The organism is Methylophilus methylotrophus DSM 46235 = ATCC 53528 (assembly GCF_000378225.1).
Taxonomy (GTDB): domain Bacteria; phylum Pseudomonadota; class Gammaproteobacteria; order Burkholderiales; family Methylophilaceae; genus Methylophilus; species Methylophilus methylotrophus.
Genome location: NZ_KB905141.1, coordinates 987,861 through 1,004,357, shown reverse-complemented (window position 1 = coordinate 1,004,357; position 16,497 = coordinate 987,861). Strand labels below are relative to the sequence as shown.

General features: G+C 50.0%; 14 protein-coding genes. 11 read left to right on the top strand and 3 right to left on the bottom strand.

The window, feature by feature from the left end:
* Positions 1-60 precede the first annotated feature (60 nt).
* The gene (locus F463_RS0104900) at positions 61-2,016 is read left to right on the top strand and encodes a dynamin family protein (RefSeq protein WP_018985940.1); all 1,956 of its coding nucleotides are present in this window, start codon (positions 61-63) and stop codon (positions 2,014-2,016) included.
* Between the two features lie 82 nt (positions 2,017-2,098).
* Here the strand turns inward: F463_RS0104900 and rpoH are convergent, their stop codons facing one another.
* Complete coding sequence (gene rpoH / locus F463_RS0104895) at positions 2,099-2,944, bottom strand: RNA polymerase sigma factor RpoH (RefSeq protein ID WP_018985939.1); 846 nt, start codon at positions 2,942-2,944, stop codon at positions 2,099-2,101.
* Positions 2,945-3,348: 404 nt separating this feature from the next.
* On the bottom strand, positions 3,349-3,804 hold the full coding sequence (locus tag F463_RS0104890) for a hypothetical protein (protein ID WP_018985938.1): 456 nt from the start codon (positions 3,802-3,804) through the stop codon (positions 3,349-3,351).
* 376 nt (positions 3,805-4,180) lie between these two features.
* Here F463_RS0104890 and F463_RS15020 point away from each other — a divergent pair, with 376 nt between their 5' ends.
* The 3 genes from F463_RS15020 (at position 4,181) to F463_RS0104875 (ending at position 8,398) form a co-directional block, all read left to right on the top strand.
* Positions 4,181-4,345: a hypothetical protein gene (locus F463_RS15020; protein ID WP_018985937.1), complete on the top strand. Its 165-nt coding sequence runs from the start codon at positions 4,181-4,183 to the stop codon at positions 4,343-4,345.
* Positions 4,346-4,475: 130 nt separating this feature from the next.
* Complete coding sequence (gene treZ / locus F463_RS0104880; RefSeq protein WP_018985936.1) at positions 4,476-6,347, top strand: malto-oligosyltrehalose trehalohydrolase; 1,872 nt, start codon at positions 4,476-4,478, stop codon at positions 6,345-6,347.
* A 2-nt stretch (positions 6,348-6,349) separates the two neighbouring features.
* Positions 6,350-8,398: an amylo-alpha-1,6-glucosidase gene (locus tag F463_RS0104875; protein ID WP_018985935.1), complete on the top strand. Its 2,049-nt coding sequence runs from the start codon at positions 6,350-6,352 to the stop codon at positions 8,396-8,398.
* Between the two features lie 21 nt (positions 8,399-8,419).
* Here the strand turns inward: F463_RS0104875 and F463_RS0104870 are convergent, their stop codons facing one another.
* Positions 8,420-9,028 (bottom strand): hypothetical protein, encoded by a 609-nt coding sequence (locus F463_RS0104870; RefSeq protein ID WP_018985934.1) that lies wholly within the window; start codon positions 9,026-9,028, stop codon positions 8,420-8,422.
* Positions 9,029-9,190: 162 nt separating this feature from the next.
* On the opposite strand from F463_RS0104870, the gene F463_RS0104865 reads away from it, so the two are divergent.
* From F463_RS0104865 to urtD, 7 genes are all read left to right on the top strand, one after another.
* Positions 9,191-10,363: a hypothetical protein gene (locus F463_RS0104865; protein ID WP_018985933.1), complete on the top strand. Its 1,173-nt coding sequence runs from the start codon at positions 9,191-9,193 to the stop codon at positions 10,361-10,363.
* 41 nt (positions 10,364-10,404) lie between these two features.
* A complete protein-coding gene (gene fmdA, locus F463_RS0104860) occupies positions 10,405-11,628 on the top strand; it encodes a formamidase (RefSeq protein WP_018985932.1) in 1,224 nt (407 codons plus the stop codon).
* 12 nt (positions 11,629-11,640) lie between these two features.
* Positions 11,641-11,979, top strand: a complete 339-nt coding sequence (locus F463_RS0104855) for an FmdB family zinc ribbon protein (RefSeq protein WP_018985931.1) — start codon at positions 11,641-11,643, stop codon at positions 11,977-11,979.
* 61 nt (positions 11,980-12,040) lie between these two features.
* Positions 12,041-13,279, top strand: a complete 1,239-nt coding sequence (gene urtA, locus F463_RS0104850) for an urea ABC transporter substrate-binding protein (RefSeq protein WP_018985930.1) — start codon at positions 12,041-12,043, stop codon at positions 13,277-13,279.
* Between the two features lie 137 nt (positions 13,280-13,416).
* Positions 13,417-14,334 (top strand): urea ABC transporter permease subunit UrtB, encoded by a 918-nt coding sequence (gene urtB, locus F463_RS0104845; protein ID WP_018985929.1) that lies wholly within the window; start codon positions 13,417-13,419, stop codon positions 14,332-14,334.
* A 113-nt stretch (positions 14,335-14,447) separates the two neighbouring features.
* Positions 14,448-15,731 (top strand): urea ABC transporter permease subunit UrtC, encoded by a 1,284-nt coding sequence (urtC, locus tag F463_RS0104840; protein WP_018985928.1) that lies wholly within the window; start codon positions 14,448-14,450, stop codon positions 15,729-15,731.
* Positions 15,728-16,471 (top strand): urea ABC transporter ATP-binding protein UrtD, encoded by a 744-nt coding sequence (urtD, locus tag F463_RS0104835; RefSeq protein WP_018985927.1) that lies wholly within the window; start codon positions 15,728-15,730, stop codon positions 16,469-16,471. The genes urtC and urtD overlap by 4 nt, the downstream gene beginning before the upstream one ends.
* Positions 16,472-16,497 lie beyond the last annotated feature (26 nt).

The window sequence follows — 16,497 nt, the reverse complement described above, 5'->3', positions numbered from 1 at the left end:
TAGATTACTGGAAAACAGACAATCATGAATAGGTTACCTTATAACAATTAAGCAGGTCCTATGGAAAACAACAGACTGGCACAACAATTTGATTTGTACACACGCTGGCGTCAATCGATTGCTGATGTCTTAGGGGAGTATCGGCGCTGGTTGGCCGATAAACAGCTCAGCGATGTGCAGATAGAAGAGCGCATACAGCAGCAACTAAACCGCCTGCGTGAGGATAAGCTGAACGTGGCATTTGTCGCCGAATTCTCGCGCGGCAAATCCGAGCTTATTAACGCGATTTTCTTTTCCGGTTACGGCCACCGTTTGCTGCCATCCGGCGCCGGGCGCACCACCATGTGTCCCACCGAATTACGCTATGACAATGGCAAACCGGTGAGTTTGTCATTACTGCCAATTGAAACCAGCACCCACCAGATTTCCATCACTGAATACCGTCGTACGCCACAAGCATGGTCTGTGGTTGAATTTGATGCGCACTCACGTGAAAGCATGGTGGAGGCCTTTAAAGAGGTGAGCCGCACACGCCGTGTCACCGTAGAAGAGGCCCAGTCTTTAGGTTTATACCATCCGGAACAGCCGGATGATGCCATGCTCATCGGTCAAGATGGCTTGCTGGAAATCCCTTGCTGGCGCTACGCCGTGATTAATTTTCCACATCCTTTGCTCAAACAGGGTCTGGTGATTCTCGATACGCCAGGCTTGAATGCGATTGGCGCAGAACCTGAGTTGACCATGAGCATGTTGCCCAATGCGCATGCCGTATTGTTTATCCTGGGCGCCGACACCGGCGTCACCAAATCTGAAATGGAAGTCTGGCGCCGTTATATCAGTGGCGCACGCTGGAAGCAAAAAGGCCGCATGGCGGTGCTCAATAAAATCGATGGTTTATGGGACCCATTGAAAACTGACGATGAAGTCGAAACCGAACTCTATCGCCAGTTGCAAAATACAGCCGAATTACTCGGCTTGCCACGCGACCAGATTTTGCCGACCTCTGCCCAGAAAGGCCTGCTGGCCAAGGTGAAAGGTGATCAGGTACTGCTGCAAAAGAGCCGCTTGCTGCAACTGGAGCGAAACCTGTCTGACGAGCTGATCCCTGCCAAGCAGGAAATCGTGCGTGAAAGCATACAGGGCGAAATTGAAGACATGATGCAGCAAACGCATATTACGCTGGAAACGCGTTTGCAAAGTGTGCTTGACCAAACGGACGAGCTGCGCTGCCTGCAAGGCAAAAACGAAGATGTGATTGCGCAAATGATGCGCAAGGTCAAGCAGGATAAGGTGAATTTTGAAGTGGGTTTGCAGCGCTACCAGGCTTTGCGTAGTGTATTTTCTGTGCAGTCCAACCAGTTATTCCACCATCTGGGGATGCCGGCCCTCAAAACCAAGGTCCGTGAAACCCGCGATACCATGATGAAAGCGGCGTTTACCAAAACCATGCGTCAGGCCATGGATGACTTTTTCAGTGATCTCAAGCGCCGCATGATGGATGCCGATGTGCATGTGCTTGAAATCAAGAAAATGATGGAGGCCATGTATGAAAAATTCTCCAAAGAACATGGTTTGCTGCAAAAGACGCCACCACCATTCTCTACTTCACGCTATTTGAAAGCCCTCAATAAACTGGAAACGATTTACCGTGACCAGTTTAATACTACCTTCAATATGATTGCCCACGAAAAACTGACGTTGACCAGCAAGTTTTTTGAAACGCTGGCGAGTCATGTGATCCTGGAATATGAGGCGGCAAACCGCGATACTGAGAGCTGGCTTAAGGCAGTGATTGCGCCTATGGAAAGCCAGATGCGTGAACATCATGTGCAGCTTAAGCGGCGTGTAGAAAGTATCAAGCGTATTTACCAGGCGACGGATACGCTAGAGGAACGGATTGCCGATCTAGAGCAAGTGGAGCTATCGATTCGCCAGCAACTGGCTGAACTGGATCAGCTCAATGGCAAAGCCATGTTTGCGTTAGCGCATGAAGAAGTGATCATACAAGCGGCCTAAGGGCACTTGTATCAATTCAACTTCCGTCGCCAATAAAAATAAAGCCATGAAACAAAAACGGGTGCCTAAGCACCCGTTTTTGTTATTTGCTTTCCAGCATATAGGTTTTAATTTTTTGCATCGCTTTTTGCTCAATCTGGCGGATACGCTCAGCCGACACATTGAATTCTGCAGCCAGCTCATGCAAGGTGGCTGAATCACCTTCGGTCAGCCAGCGTGCCTGCAATACGCGGCGGCTACGCTCATCAAGTTGCTGCAATGCGTTGCTTAAGCCTTCAGTCTGCATGTGCTCATTCTGCAGATTTTCCAGCAGCGTAGAAGGCTCAGGGCCTTCATCCTCCAGGAAGGAAATAGGGCTATATACTTCTTCGCCATCTTCATCTACCTGCGCATCCAGTGAAATCTCCTGACCATTGAGGCGATATTCCATTTCAGTCACTTCTTCCGGTTTCACATTGAGCTCGGTCGCGATGCGATGCACATCATCCTGGCTCAAGGTTTCAAACCCTTGCTTCATGCTACGCAGGTTGAAGAACAGTTTGCGCTGTGCCTTGGTCGTGGCTGTTTTCACCAGGCGCCAGTTGCGCACAATGTATTCGTGAATCTCGGCTTTGATCCAGTGCATGGCAAATGAAACCAGGCGCACGCCACGATCCGGGTCAAAGCGTTTAACCGCTTTCATCAGGCCAATATTGCCTTCCTGAATCAGGTCGGACTGTGGCAAGCCATAACCGCTGTAACCACGCGCAATACTGGCGACCAGACGCAAATGCGACACAATCAGTGCGCGCGCAGATTCCAGGTCACCGCTTTCTTTCAGGCGGGTAGCGTAACCATACTCTTCCTCTGCCGTGAGCACTGGAAACTGCTTGATGGTCTGCAGGTATTTATCCAGGCTGTCAGCCGATGAAACAACAGGTAATGTCAAAGCGTTAATAATAAACTCCTTAAAAAAGAAGATGGTTTAAAATGATTTTAGCACTCAAAGCATGAGAGTGCTAGCCCATTTGAAAGTTCCAGGGAATTTCGATAAGAAGACTTAATTTTCCTGTCAGTTTGGAAGTGGAAGCGGTTGCGGAAAAATAGGCGGATACTCGTAAGGCGGACAGGAGACTGCACTTTGAGCAGAGGTGAGTAAGGAATGTAATAAAAAAGAGTGCAAAATCCTTGCCCTGATAAAACAACGTTCTGAACAAGGGGCATTCCAGGCGCATCATTTATAAGACGCGTGATGAAAGCAATCGCTTATCAATCGGTTGTTACGGTTAAAACTAATGAAGCCAGCAAAGCATACGATAGCAATCTTGGCTGACTTCTTCCTTACAAAGGGCATTAATCTTTACCATGGCCGTGACCACGACCATTGCCAGGGCCGCCACCTTTTTTACCCGGCCCGCCTCCGTGTCTGTGATCGTCATGATGATCCCATCTGTCAGGACCGCCACCAGGTCTACCTGCATGCGCATTGTAGCGAGGGACGTAGACATTTTGGTACCAGCTGTCTTGCACAAAATATACTTGTCTACCGCATGCGCCATAGTTTCCACAATAACGGCCCCATTTTTTCATATGGCCGGGTGGTACATGTAAATACAAAGGCGGTTGTACGACGGCGACGGGTGGCGGTTGGATGATCACTGGCTGGGGATAAATGACTTGAGGGGTGGGGTAGGCATCCCCGAGAACGATTTGCCCATAAAAGCCAGGCTGGCCGACTGTCACGGCCACGCCTGCACTGGCAGTCATTGAGCCAGCCATCAGTAATGCACCCACCAATAATTTTTTCATGATTTGTTCGTCCTTATTTAAATGAACACGTTTTAAAACGCATAAAAGTTTTACGCGTTGACATTCTAAAAAGCGGGTTGTGTAGAGGGCAGTCTCATCATTCTGATAGCGATGTCAGAATTTTCTGACGCAAGTGAGAGACTTTTTCCGGTAGATTTTGGCATGAATTTCAACCACTAAGATACAAATCTAAGTCCATTTTAGAAGCGTTCTGCTTTCCGGTTTCTAATGAATTTCTGACAAGGCAATCAGCCATGAGCGGATAATTTTACGACTTATGGAGTTTTAACATGGCCTCACACATTGCTTAATTCACTTTAAATTTCTGGATATCGGTGCAATGTGACGATCATCCGGAAGCGAAAAGGAGATAGTTATGGCTTCAAATCAAAACAGTACCCGTGGAGGCTCTAGTGAACAACATGCAAAAGCTGGTAGCCAAAGCCACAAGAACCAGGGCAGTAACCAAGGGTCTTCCACCCGCGGTGGTTCCAGTCAACAGCACGCCAAGGCTGGAAGCCAAAGTCATAAAAATAATTAATTGATGACGATGCCCGGCGAAGTAACCTTCGCCGGGTTATTTTTTGTGCCTCATGGCATTTTATTTATTGATCGCCACAGATGTTTGTGAGCATCAAAATGCGTTGTATCGCAGAACACGGTGATTTTTCATGACTAGACGGTTCCCCATTGGTGCAGAATGTCAACCAGAAGGTGGGGCCCACTTTCGCATCTGGGCGCCTAATGCCCGACAACTTTCACTCATACTTAACCATCATTCGGGTTCAGCCATTCCGCTACAACCTGAAGCAAACGGATACTGGTCGCTATTCCATCCAGCTGCGCAGGCGGGTGACCGGTACCAGTTCCAAATCAACGACGATACACGGTTGTATCCAGATCCCGCGTCGCATTACCAGCCCGAAGGGCCCCATGCCGCTTCCTGTATTGTGAAGCCTGATTTGTTTGCATGGACAGACAGTGCTTGGTCTGGCATTCCTTCAGGGCGTCACGTGTTGTATGAAATGCATATCGGCACTTTTACCCAGGCAGGCACTTATGAGGCGGCAGCTTGTGAGTTAAAAGAATTGGCGAGATTAGGCGTCACTACAATAGAACTGATGCCCGTGGCAGAGTTTGATGGTGCATTTGGCTGGGGTTATGACGTGGTGGGCTTTTTTGCGCCATATCATGGCTATGGCACACCGGATGATTTCCGTGCTTTTGTCAATGAAGCACATGCCCAGGGCATCGCTGTAATCCTGGATGTGATTTACAACCATGTTGGCCCAAGTGGGGCTTATTTCAGTGTATTCAGTGATCACTATTACTCGGAGCGCTATAGCAGTGACTGGGGGGCGGCGATCAATTTTGATGGACCAGAATCTGTTGCAGTGAGGGAGTATTTCATTGCCAATGTCTGTAATTGGATTGAAACGTTCCACCTGGATGGTTTGCGTTTTGATGCGACACATTTTATCTACGACGATTCCCCCATGCATATTATTGCCGAGATGATCAGCGCTGCCAGAAAAGTGGCGGCACACAGGACCCTTTACTTTATAGGTGAAAATGAATCACAACAAGCCTATGCGACAGCGCCTGTTGACCAAGGAGGTTATGGCCTGGATGCCGTGTGGAATGATGACTTTCACCACTCGACGAACGTGGCCATACGTGGCAAGCGTGAAGCTTATTTTCACGATTACAAGGGGACTGTCCAGGAACTCATTTCTTTAACCAAATGGGGTTACCTGTATCAGGGGCAATATTACGCCTGGCAGGAGAAAGTGCGTGGCACCCCGGTGTTAGGGAAAGCCGCCAGCTGTTTTATCAGCTTTTTGCAGAATCATGACCAAGTGGCTAATTCAGGCTTTGGCAAACGTCTTCACCAGCATGTCCATCCGGGCGACATGCGTGCCATGACGGCGCTGTTGTTGTTAGCACCACAAACACCGTTACTGTTTCAAGGACAGGAATTTGGAGCTTCTGCCCCTTTTTTATTTTTTGCTGATCATGAACCAACATTGGCTGCCAGTGTGGAGATCGGTCGGACAGAGTTCCTCTCGCAGTTTCCAAGTTTGCAAAGCCCGCTCAGTCTTGCCTATATTCACAGGCCAGAAACGCGCAAAACCTTTGAGCGCTGTAAACTCGATTTCTCGGAGCGCGAACACCATGCGGCCATTTACCAGTTGCATCACGAATTGCTGGCATTGCGCCGTGAAGATCCGGTGTTTTCTGATCCATACAATGTGGATGGCGCAATCATTTCCGAGTGTGCTTTTTTGCTGCGCTTTTTTGCCACGAGTGCCGAGATGGACCGCTTGTTCATCATTAATCTTGGCGTTGATCTATGGTGCGAGTCACTCGCTGAACCTTTGCTGGCTCCCCCGGCTGGCTGTCAGTGGCAACTTATTTGGTCTAGCGAGCATCCCAAATATGGCGGGGAGGGGATTCATGGCATTGATTTGAGCCAGTCTTTTGTGATTTCGGGGCACTCGGCGCAGGTGTTTATCGCTGTCACGAGTGCTATGGAGGGTTGAGCATGTCGTCTTTACAAATAAACCGAGTGTTGCAAATCCAGGATGATCCTTACGCATTGCTGAGCCAGGAGTGGCTGGTGACCAATGGCTTGGGTGGGTACGCTTCAGGAACTATTTCTGGGGCCGTCACCCGGCGCTACCATGGGTTTTTGACTGCATCTTTACCCGCACCGCTTGGCCGCATTGTCATGCTTAATCATCTTTCCGAGCAGGTGATCCGTTCGGATGGCATGCGCATAGACCTCACCGCAGAAGAATATAGCGGCCGTCGGCTACATATGCCCGGCTCTCAATATTTAAAGGAGTTCCGCCTTGAAATGGGCTTGCCCATCTGGCGCTACGATATTGATGGCGTGATTCTCGAGAAACGGGTACTAATGCCATACGGCCAGAATACTGCCCACATTACATATGAACTGATTGAAGGTGATTTACTGCAACTCGAATTGCGGCCTTCCATCCACTTCCGTCCTCAGGAGGCCACGGTAGAGCGTGAGTTTGCCAAGGATTACACGCTGGTCGTCAAAGACGACCTGTTTGAAATTCATGGTGGCGACCCTTATCCTCCGCTCCGGCTCTGTATTTGTGGCGAGCATGCCATTTTTATCATGGACAGGCGCAAGCATTCGGATATTCATTTCCGTGTTGAAGAGGCGCGTGGCTATCCGCATACTGGTCATCACTGGAGTCCAGGCGCGTTTGCGTTGACCATGGTCAAGGGCAAGCCATCTACCCTAATCGCTTCTACTGAGTCACTGGAAGTGATTCGTTCAAAACTGCCGCAAGAAGCCAAGGAGGTGGAAATCCGGCGCAGACAGGTGTTATTGCAATCTGCTTCGCCAGTGTTGCAAAACGGCATGGGGGCGGAACTAGTCTTGGCCGCAGACCAGTTTATTATCACGCCTGCTGGCAGGCCAGATGAGTCTGTGAGCGCGAAAGCCTCCGGCAGTGACGCCAGGACCATTATCGCCGGCTATCACTGGTTTACCGATTGGGGACGCGACACAATGATCAGCCTGGAGGGCTTGACCCTGGCCACAGGCCGCCAGCAAGAGGCAGGGTATATTTTGCGCACGTTTGCCAATCATGTGCGTGATGGCCTTATCCCCAATATGTTTCCCGAACACGATAAAACCGGCGTGTATCATACGGCTGATGCCACGTTGTGGTTTTTTCATGCCTTGCATCGCTATGTTTCCGCCACGCAAGATAGAGACACTTTGCGTGCCATCTTGCCGAAATTGATTGATATCGTGGAACACCATTTACGCGGCACGCAATTTAATATTGGCATTGATCCTGCCGATGGATTATTAAAGCAGGGTGCCGAAGGATATCAATTGACCTGGATGGACGCCAAGGTCAATGGATGGGTGGTGACGCCGCGTCGTGGCAAGGCGGTTGAGCTCAATGCATTGTGGTATAACGCGGTGCGCCTGCTGGCCACATGGATCCGCCAGGAAGATGGCGAACATTCCACCACTTGGCTGCAGGAAATCGCCGAGCAGGCCTATGACTCATTCAATACACGGTTCTGGTATGCCAAAGGCGGTTATTTATACGATGTGGTAGATGGCGAAACTGGAGACGATACGGCTTGCCGCCCCAACCAACTGTTAGCGATCTCGCTAGATCACGAAGTGCTGCACAAAGATAAATGGCAGCCGGTGTTTGAAACCGCGAAAAGAGAATTGCTGACGCCTTATGGTTTGCGTTCCTTGTCCAAGGACCATCCAGACTATAAATTAGCTTATGTGGGCGACCTTATGGCCAGGGATGCCGCTTACCATCAAGGTACCGTCTGGGGCTGGCTCATCGGCATTTACATTGACTCCTGGCTCAAAGTACAACCTGATGCCGGGCCACAAGCGCAGCAATTACTCATGGGGTTTGACCAGCACCTGAATGAAGCCGGCATAGGCACCATCAGTGAAGTGTTTGATGCTGAGTCCCCTTACACACCTGGCGGCTGCATTGCGCAAGCCTGGAGTGTGGGCGAGGTATTGCGCTGCCTGGCCAAAACCGCCTCCCCACCCACTCTCATCCAGTAATGAAAAGTGTGCCCACTTGCTTTACTTATTGATATTCCTGATCGCCATCCAACCTGATTCATGCATACAGGCCACGAAGGTGCGTTTATAGGTTTGTGTCTTGTAATCTGGCAAATATGCCTGCCCCAGTTTCTTCTCGCAGGTGACCTGATCCCGTTTTAACTGGTCAGGAAACGCCCCCATTTTCCACCACGAATTAATTGAATACTCCACATCGGGGCCGTCATTAATCGTGCTATGTGGCGCTGCCACTGTCGCAGGCTCTTTTGCCGGGATTGCTTGTACTGACGTTGGCGCAGTCGCAGCGGCAGTAGCTTGTGGTTTTTTTGCAACGGCCGCTGACTCTCCTTTTGCGGTTGAGTCTTTTGATAATTCAATAAAAGGGCTAGGTTTAGTCTGCGTCGCTTCGCGATTATCAGTAGCTTCTATGGTCGCAAACAAGGGGTCAAACGCATCTACCTTTGGTTTTTTCCAGCCATGCTCAGCAAGGCAAGCTGAAAGCTGGTCCCCACTGCCGCGGCAAGCTTGGTGCGCGCGGTCTATCTCTTGCTGGCTACCGCCTTGCTTGTAAGAAAGCTCTCCACAACCAGTTAATAAAGCGATTAAACCTACGTAAGTTAAAAGACGCATTGCGAGTCCTGTTCATGATTTGTTATGCGCAGTCTAGCGGGCTTTGACTGACATCGCCACTACGCAAATTGACGTATTTGTCCTACACACCCCTCTCGTTAAGCTGAGCGCAAGTTTTGATCAACTGTGATTGTTTGAATTTAACGAGAAAGGGAGTTTTAGATGATGAACTTGAAAAAATGTGCCTTGCATACTGCAGTAGCAATGGCTTGTGGCTTGGGTGCCCAATTGGCAAATGCGGGGGCCACGATCAGCTTTGGCGAAGATAAGTATATCAGTGCCGGCTTCGGTTTTATCACGAGTTATAACTCTGTTGAAGATGCTGCTGCCAATGGCAGTGACCGCTCAAACGATTTTACACTCGACAGTGCACGTTTGTATTTGTCAGGCTCATTTAACAAATACATCAAGGGGATGTTGAACACGGAAAAATCTGGCGGCGGTTCTGCCAACAGTAACTTTGAAGTGATCGATGCCAATGTGCAGTTTCAGCTGACCCCTGAAGTGGCAATCTGGGCAGGTCGTTTCCTCTCTCCAAGTGACCGCGCCAATATGGCAGGCCCTTACTACTCCATGGGTGGTGGTTATTGGGCAAACATCGCTTCCCGCTACGGCTGGAACGGCGGCGTGATTGGTCGTGACGATGGTGTGGCAGTAGTGACCAGTTTTATGGAGGACCACGTGGCGGTTTCTTTTGGCGCGTTCGAAGGCGACAATATTTTCCGCTTCAGCGGCGTAGGTGCGCAATCTGAAGCTAACGGTACTAAAGACAAATTGATGTATGCCGGTCGCGTACAAATTGATTTCTGGGATGCAGAGCCAGGCTACTACGGTACTGGTAATTATTTCGGCGCCAAAGATATTCTGGCCATCGGTATTGCCGGGCGCATGAAGAAAGATGGTGTGGTAAGTACTATTCCTGGCGTTGTAGGTGACTACAAATCATACAGTGTGGATTTCCTTTTGGAGAAAAAAGACGTGGGTCCAGGTACGTTCTCTGCTGAAGCGGCGTACTACTACTACGACACTGATGATGTCTTCCTCGGAGAACAAGGTAAAGCTTACTCCGCTGGTTTAGGTTATCTGTTCAATGATCCCGTGGGCTGGGGCAAGATCATGCCTATCGTCCGCTACCAGAAGTTTGACGCCGACGGCCTGACCACAGCTGCCAGCGTCAACACTCGTACCAGTGCTGATACCAAGCGTTTCGAAATAGGTGCCAACTACGTGATCGCCCCATACAACTCTGTGATCACCGCCACTTACGGCAAAACAGATACGCCTGCTGCCTCAAGTGATAACTTTTTCAGACTTGCCTTGCAGATGCAATTTTAATCAACACCTTATAACCCTTTCCCACAAAGGAGATGAGCGTAATGAAAACAATAGTGAAGTTGGATTTGGATAAAAAACCATGGGAGCAGGACGGCCAGATTCATAACCGCTGGCACCCCGACCTGCCCATGATTGCCATGGTGAAGCCAGGGGACGAGTTCCGTGTCGAGTGCATGGACTGGACAGGTGGTCAGATCGGTAACAACGATAGCGCCAATGACGTGCGTGACGTAGACCTGACCCAGGTGCACTACCTGAGTGGCCCTATTGGCGTGGAAGGTGCCGAGCCGGGTGACTTGATGGTCGTGGACATTCTGGATGTGGGCACATTTGATGACTCACAATGGGGGTTCAATGGCTTGTTTGCCAAGGAAAATGGGGGCGGCTTCCTGACCGACCATTTCCCTGAAGCTAGCAAAACCATCTGGGATTTCCATGGCGTGTACACCACCTCCCGTCATGTGCCTAAGGTGCGTTATGCCGGCATCATGCACCCAGGCCTGATTGGCTGTCTGCCATCCAAAGAGCTGCTCGATACCTGGAACAAGCGTGAAGGTGACTTGATTGCGACGGATCCTGACCGCGTACCGCCACTGGCTTGCCCACCGACTTCACAATCTGCCGTCATGGGCCGCTTGAGCGGGGATGCTGCCAAAAAAGCAGCCGCAGAGGGGGCGCGTACCGTGCCACCACGCGATCACGGTGGTAACTGCGATATCAAAAACCTGACCAAAGGCTCACGTGTGTACTTCCCGGTCTACGTCAAAGATGGCGGTCTCTCCATGGGTGACCTGCACTTCTCACAAGGCGACGGTGAAATCACATTCTGTGGCGCGATTGAAATGGCCGGTTACCTGGATATCAAAGTGGGCCTGATCAAGGATGGCGTGAAGAAATACGGGATTAAAAACCCAGTATTCCAACCCAGTCCAATCACTCCGACCTACCGTGATTACATGATTTTTGAAGGGATTTCGGTAGACGAAGCAGGCAAGCAACATTACCTGGATGTGCATATTGCTTACCGCCAGGCTTGCTTGAACGCCATCGAGTACCTGAAGAAATTTGGTTACAGCGGCGAGCAGGCTGTCTCGATTCTCGGGACTGCACCGGTAGAAGGGCATATCAGCGGTATCGTCGATATCCCTAACGCTTGCGCCACCTTGTGGATTCCGACCGAGATTTTTGAGTTTGATATCCGTCCGAATGCAGATGGTCCGAAGATCATGGTGCCGCCGGGTGTAGATGTTTCATTTACCTCATAAGGAGTTGCGCAGATGCCTTTGTATGAATATGAGTGTGACAGTTGTGGCGTGTTTACTGCGCTACGCAAAATGAGTGAGTCCAGCTTGCCTGCCGAATGTGACTGCTGTGGTGCCGTGAGCCCACGCATCCTGTCGGTGCCCAAGCTGGCCATCATGGACAAACTGCAACGGTCCGCGCATGAACGTAACGAGAAATCTGCGAACGAGCCGCGTACAGCCAGACGTTCCAGCTGTGGCTGTACCGGATCACATACTTGTAAAACCAAGCCGCCGGTGAACCAGGATACAGGGAAACCAGGCTTGCAAATGCAGACCAAGAAAACGGCCAGGCCGTGGATGGTCGGGCATTAATCAGCGACATCAATCCCTTAATTATTGATTTTATTGATTTATCCATAAAGGAGAAGAAGTAATGAGTACCTCAAACAGACGCGGTTTTATGAAAGGCGCACTGGTCGGTGCCATGATGGCCGCAGGCCTTATCAGCGGTCATGCTTTTGCAGCGGATTATCCGACAGCAAAAGTGAATACGACTGGCTTGGCAGTGACTGATTCCACAGTAAAAGTAGGTATTCTGCACTCAGCCACTGGCACCATGGCGATCAGTGAAACTGGTTCCATCCAGGCTGAAAAACTGGCGATTGAGCAGATCAATGCCATGGGCGGCATTTTGGGCCGCAAGATCGAAATCATCCAGGAAGACGGTGCGTCTGACTGGCCGACTTTCGCAGAAAAAGCGAAGAAATTGCTTGAGAAAGACAAAGTGGCTGCAGTGATGGGTTGCTGGACTTCTGCTTCACGTAAAGCGGCTTTGCCAGTGTTTGAAAAAGACAATGGCTTGCTGTTCTACCCAACCTTCTATGAAGGCCTGGAACAATCTAAAAACGTGTTTTATACAGGTCAGGAAGCGACACAGCAAATTCTGGCAGGTCTGGACTGGATCGCTAAAGAGAAAAAAGCGAAAACTTTCTACCTGATTGGTTCTGACTACATCTGGCCACGTACTTCCATGAAGATTGCCCGTAAACACATCGAGCAACACTTGCATGGCACTGTGGTGGGTGAAGAGTACATCGCTTTGGGCGACACTCAGTTCGGTTCCGTGATCAACAAAATCAAACTGAAAAAACCTGACGTGATCTACGCAGCGGTGGTAGGCGGCAGTAACGTGGCATGGTTCAAACAATTGAACGCGGCTGGCCTCAACTCCAGCAAACAAACCATGTTGACCATCTCCGTGACTGAAGATGAAGTATTGGGTATCGGTGGTGAAAACCTGGCAGGTTTCTACTCAGCCATGAAATATTTCCAATCCCAGGACAATCCTGAGAACAAGAAATTTGTAGAGGCTTTCAAAAAACGCTGGGGTAAAGATGCTGTGATTGGCGACGTGACCCAAGCGGCTTACCTGGGCCCCTGGTTGTACAAAGCTGCAGTTGAACGTGCAGGTAGCTTCGACGTAGATAAAGTACAAGCGGCATTGCCAGGTTACACCTTCAAGGATGCACCAGAAGGTCCTGTGACTGTAGAAGCTAACCACCACCTGACCACCAAGCTGCGTATTGGTCAATGGGGTAAAGATGGTCAAGCTAAAGTGGTTTACACCTCTGACTACATCAAACCTGATCCATTTCCAAAAGGCTATCAATAAGATCGTAGTGTCTTGAAATGCTAGAGCGGTAGCCGGTTTAACCGGCTACCGTTTGGCGCAAGCAGTAAAGGTTCTTTGTACTAAAGATTCCCTGTAGTAAAAATTTCATAGAGAAGTGATGTTTTAAGGAGACCGATATGTTTGGTTATTCGATGGCAGATATAGGCAATATTGTGGTGATGCAGGGCTTTTCCGGCCTGAGCATGTTTACAGTGTTGCTGCTGATGGCACTTGGTCTCGCGATTATTTTCGGGCAGATGGGTGTGATTAACATGGCACATGGCGAGTTTATGACCATAGGCGCCTACACCACCGTACTCATTTCAAAAGTAGCAGCCAGTTACGGCTTCACGGATTACTACTTCGTGTTTGCCATTGCGATTGCCTTCTTGCTGGCCTTCGCGGTCGGTTACTTTGTTGAATTCATTATGATCAGGCACTTGTATAAGCGGCCGCTGGATACGCTACTGGCCACCTGGGGCTTGAGTCTGGTCATGCAACAAATTTTCCGCTCTTCATTCGGCGCCAAAGAAGTGAGTGCCGAACTGCCTGAGTGGATGCTGGGCTCTTTCAAGCCAACCCCTGATATTGATATCCCGATTAACGGGGTATTCGTGATGGTGCTGGCGGCGCTAGTGACTTTCGGTGTCTACATGTTTATGTACAAATCCCGCTGGGGCTTGCGTGTACGTGCCACGGTGCAGAACCGTACCATGGCTGGCGCAGTAGGGATTAATACAGCCAAAGTTGACCGCGTCACTTTTGCCCTGGGCTGCGGCATTGCCGGGATTGCCGGTGCTGCATTTACCACCATTGCCTCTACTGGCCCGACCACAGGGACCTTGTATATCGTGGACAGCTTTATGGTCGTGGTATTTGGTGGCGCAGCCAGCATTGTCGGGACGATTGCTTCCGCCTTCGGGATTGCCCAGGCGCAATCGATACTGCAATTCTTTATGACCAGCTCTATGGGTAAGGTCTCCACCTTGCTCGTCATCGTCACCATCCTGATGATGAAACCGGAAGGTCTGTTTGCCTCCAAACTGCGTAAATAACAGATGCGGCAACGTGTGAGCAGGTTTCTCGCACGTTGCCATAAGTAAATAGACGTATTAGTACTTTATATCTGTCGCAATAGAATTAACGCATCAACAGAGGAGAAATCTTGATGACTTTATGGGAAAAAATGAAAGCCAGTCCTGTACTGGGTGGTAAGGAAGGAGTGATCGGCCTGGCAGTGCTTGCCGCGGTGATCTTCGTGATCTTGCCGTTAAGTGTAGATATTTTCCGCCTGAACCTGATCGGTAAATACCTGACCTATGCGTTCGTCGCAGTCGGCCTGGTCATGTTGTGGGGACACGGCGGTATTCTAAGTTTAGGGCAGGGCATTTTCTTCGGTCTGGGTGGGTACGCCATGGCCATGTTCCTCAAACTGGAAGCCTCTGATCCGGAAAGTACTAAAATCCAGTCTACGCCAGGCATCCCTGACTTTATGGACTGGAACCAGCTGACCGCCTTGCCATGGTTCTGGGAGCCGTTCAAGAGCTTGCCGTTTACGCTGATTGCGGTTCTGACGATTCCAGCCCTGTTTGCCTATATCATCGGCTACGCCATGTTTAAACGTCGTGTCGGTGGGGTGTATTTCTCCATCATTACCCAGGCGATTGCGCTGATTCTGAGTATCCTGATTGTCGGGCAGCAAGGCTACACTGGTGGTGTGAACGGTATGACAGATTTGCGCACCATGCTGGGTTGGGATATTCGCAGTGATTCTGCCAAATATATTCTATACTTTGTGAACGGCTTGTTGTTGTTTGGCGCGATTTTCTTGTCAAAATACATCATGAGCAGCAAGTTCGGCATGCTGTTGCTGGCGATGCGCGATAAAGAAGAGCGTGTGCGTTTCTCTGGTTACGATGTATCCAACTTCAAGATCTTTATCTTCTGCCTTGCTGCCATGATGTCTGCCGTGGGCGGCGCCATGTTCACCTTGCAGGTTGGTTTTATGTCGCCTTCTTTTGTCGGTATCGTCCCGTCGATTGAAATGGTGATCTTCTGTGCCGTGGGTGGCAGAGCCTCACTGATCGGCGCTGTCTATGGCACCTTGCTGGTCAACTACGGCAAAACCGTGTTCTCAGAAACCTATCCAGAATTGTGGCTGTTCCTGATGGGCGGGTTGTTTATCTCTGTGGTGATGTTCTTCCCTAACGGTCTGGCCGGTATCTGGGACAAACTGGCAACCAAATACGGCTGGTTCAAAGACAAAGCCGAGGTTGCAAAAAAGCCTGAGGTAAGTACTTCCGGGGTAGAAGCACAAGTTGTACTTACCGAAACCACAGAAACCATGTTGGCTGCTGACTCTACCAATACAGCCACCAAAGCACCACGCAAGAGAGCCAGTAAAAAAGACACTGGGCTCGAAAGTAGCAAAATGAGAGGAGCAGAAGCATGAGTAATACCGACTTCGTCTTGGCTGTAGAAGATTTGACCGTCTCCTTCGATGGCTTTAAAGCGGTGGATAGCCTCACCATGTATATCGACAAAAACGAACTGCGTGTGCTGGTGGGCCCCAACGGGGCTGGCAAGACCACGGTGCTGGACCTGATTTGCGGCAAAACCAAATCCACGGCCGGGTCCATCAAGTTTAATAACACGGAATTGACCAAGCTGTCTGAGCACGAGATTGTGCGTTCAGGCGTGGGCCGTAAATTTCAGAACCCCTCGATTTATGAAAACCTGACTGTGTACCAAAACCTGGAGGTGTCTTATCCAAAAGGTCGCGGTGTGTTTGGCAGTCTGACCTTCAAACGCACGCAAGAGGTGGAAGACCGTGTACGCAAAGTGGCGGCAGACATCATGTTGACCGAGTTTCTCGATATGGAATCTGCCTTGCTGAGCCACGGCCAGAAGCAATGGCTGGAAATCGGCATGTTACTGATGCAGGAGCCTGAGCTGCTGATGTTAGACGAACCCGTTGCCGGCATGAGTGCGAAAGAGCGCGACCAGACGGCCGATCTGCTGAACCGTATCTGCCAGAACCGCTCGGTGATTGTGATTGAACACGACATGGAATTTGTGAAGAAAATTGCGCACAAAGTCACCGTGCTGCATCAGGGCAAGATCCTGGCCGAAGGGCCGATGGAAAAAGTGCAGGCAGACGAAAAAGTGATTGAAGTCTATTTGGGCCATTAACTTAAGCGCCATTACTTGAGGAGTAT

Bases quoted from the DNA above. Each gene is read 5' to 3' on its own strand.
- urtA (WP_018985930.1), top strand. From the start codon at position 12,041: ATGAGTACCTCAAACAGACGCGGTTTTATGAAAGGCGCACTGGTCGGT.
- urtD (WP_018985927.1), top strand. From the start codon at position 15,728: ATGAGTAATACCGACTTCGTCTTGGCTGTAGAAGATTTGACCGTCTCC.
- F463_RS0104890 (WP_018985938.1), bottom strand. From the start codon at position 3,804: ATGAAAAAATTATTGGTGGGTGCATTACTGATGGCTGGCTCAATGACT.
- F463_RS0104870 (WP_018985934.1), bottom strand. From the start codon at position 9,028: ATGCGTCTTTTAACTTACGTAGGTTTAATCGCTTTATTAACTGGTTGT.
- F463_RS0104865 (WP_018985933.1), top strand. From the start codon at position 9,191: ATGATGAACTTGAAAAAATGTGCCTTGCATACTGCAGTAGCAATGGCT.
- urtC (WP_018985928.1), top strand. From the start codon at position 14,448: ATGACTTTATGGGAAAAAATGAAAGCCAGTCCTGTACTGGGTGGTAAG.
- fmdA (WP_018985932.1), top strand. From the start codon at position 10,405: ATGAAAACAATAGTGAAGTTGGATTTGGATAAAAAACCATGGGAGCAG.
- treZ (WP_018985936.1), top strand. From the start codon at position 4,476: ATGACTAGACGGTTCCCCATTGGTGCAGAATGTCAACCAGAAGGTGGG.
- urtB (WP_018985929.1), top strand. From the start codon at position 13,417: ATGTTTGGTTATTCGATGGCAGATATAGGCAATATTGTGGTGATGCAG.
- F463_RS0104855 (WP_018985931.1), top strand. From the start codon at position 11,641: ATGCCTTTGTATGAATATGAGTGTGACAGTTGTGGCGTGTTTACTGCG.
- F463_RS0104875 (WP_018985935.1), top strand. From the start codon at position 6,350: ATGTCGTCTTTACAAATAAACCGAGTGTTGCAAATCCAGGATGATCCT.
- F463_RS15020 (WP_018985937.1), top strand. From the start codon at position 4,181: ATGGCTTCAAATCAAAACAGTACCCGTGGAGGCTCTAGTGAACAACAT.
- F463_RS0104900 (WP_018985940.1), top strand. From the start codon at position 61: ATGGAAAACAACAGACTGGCACAACAATTTGATTTGTACACACGCTGG.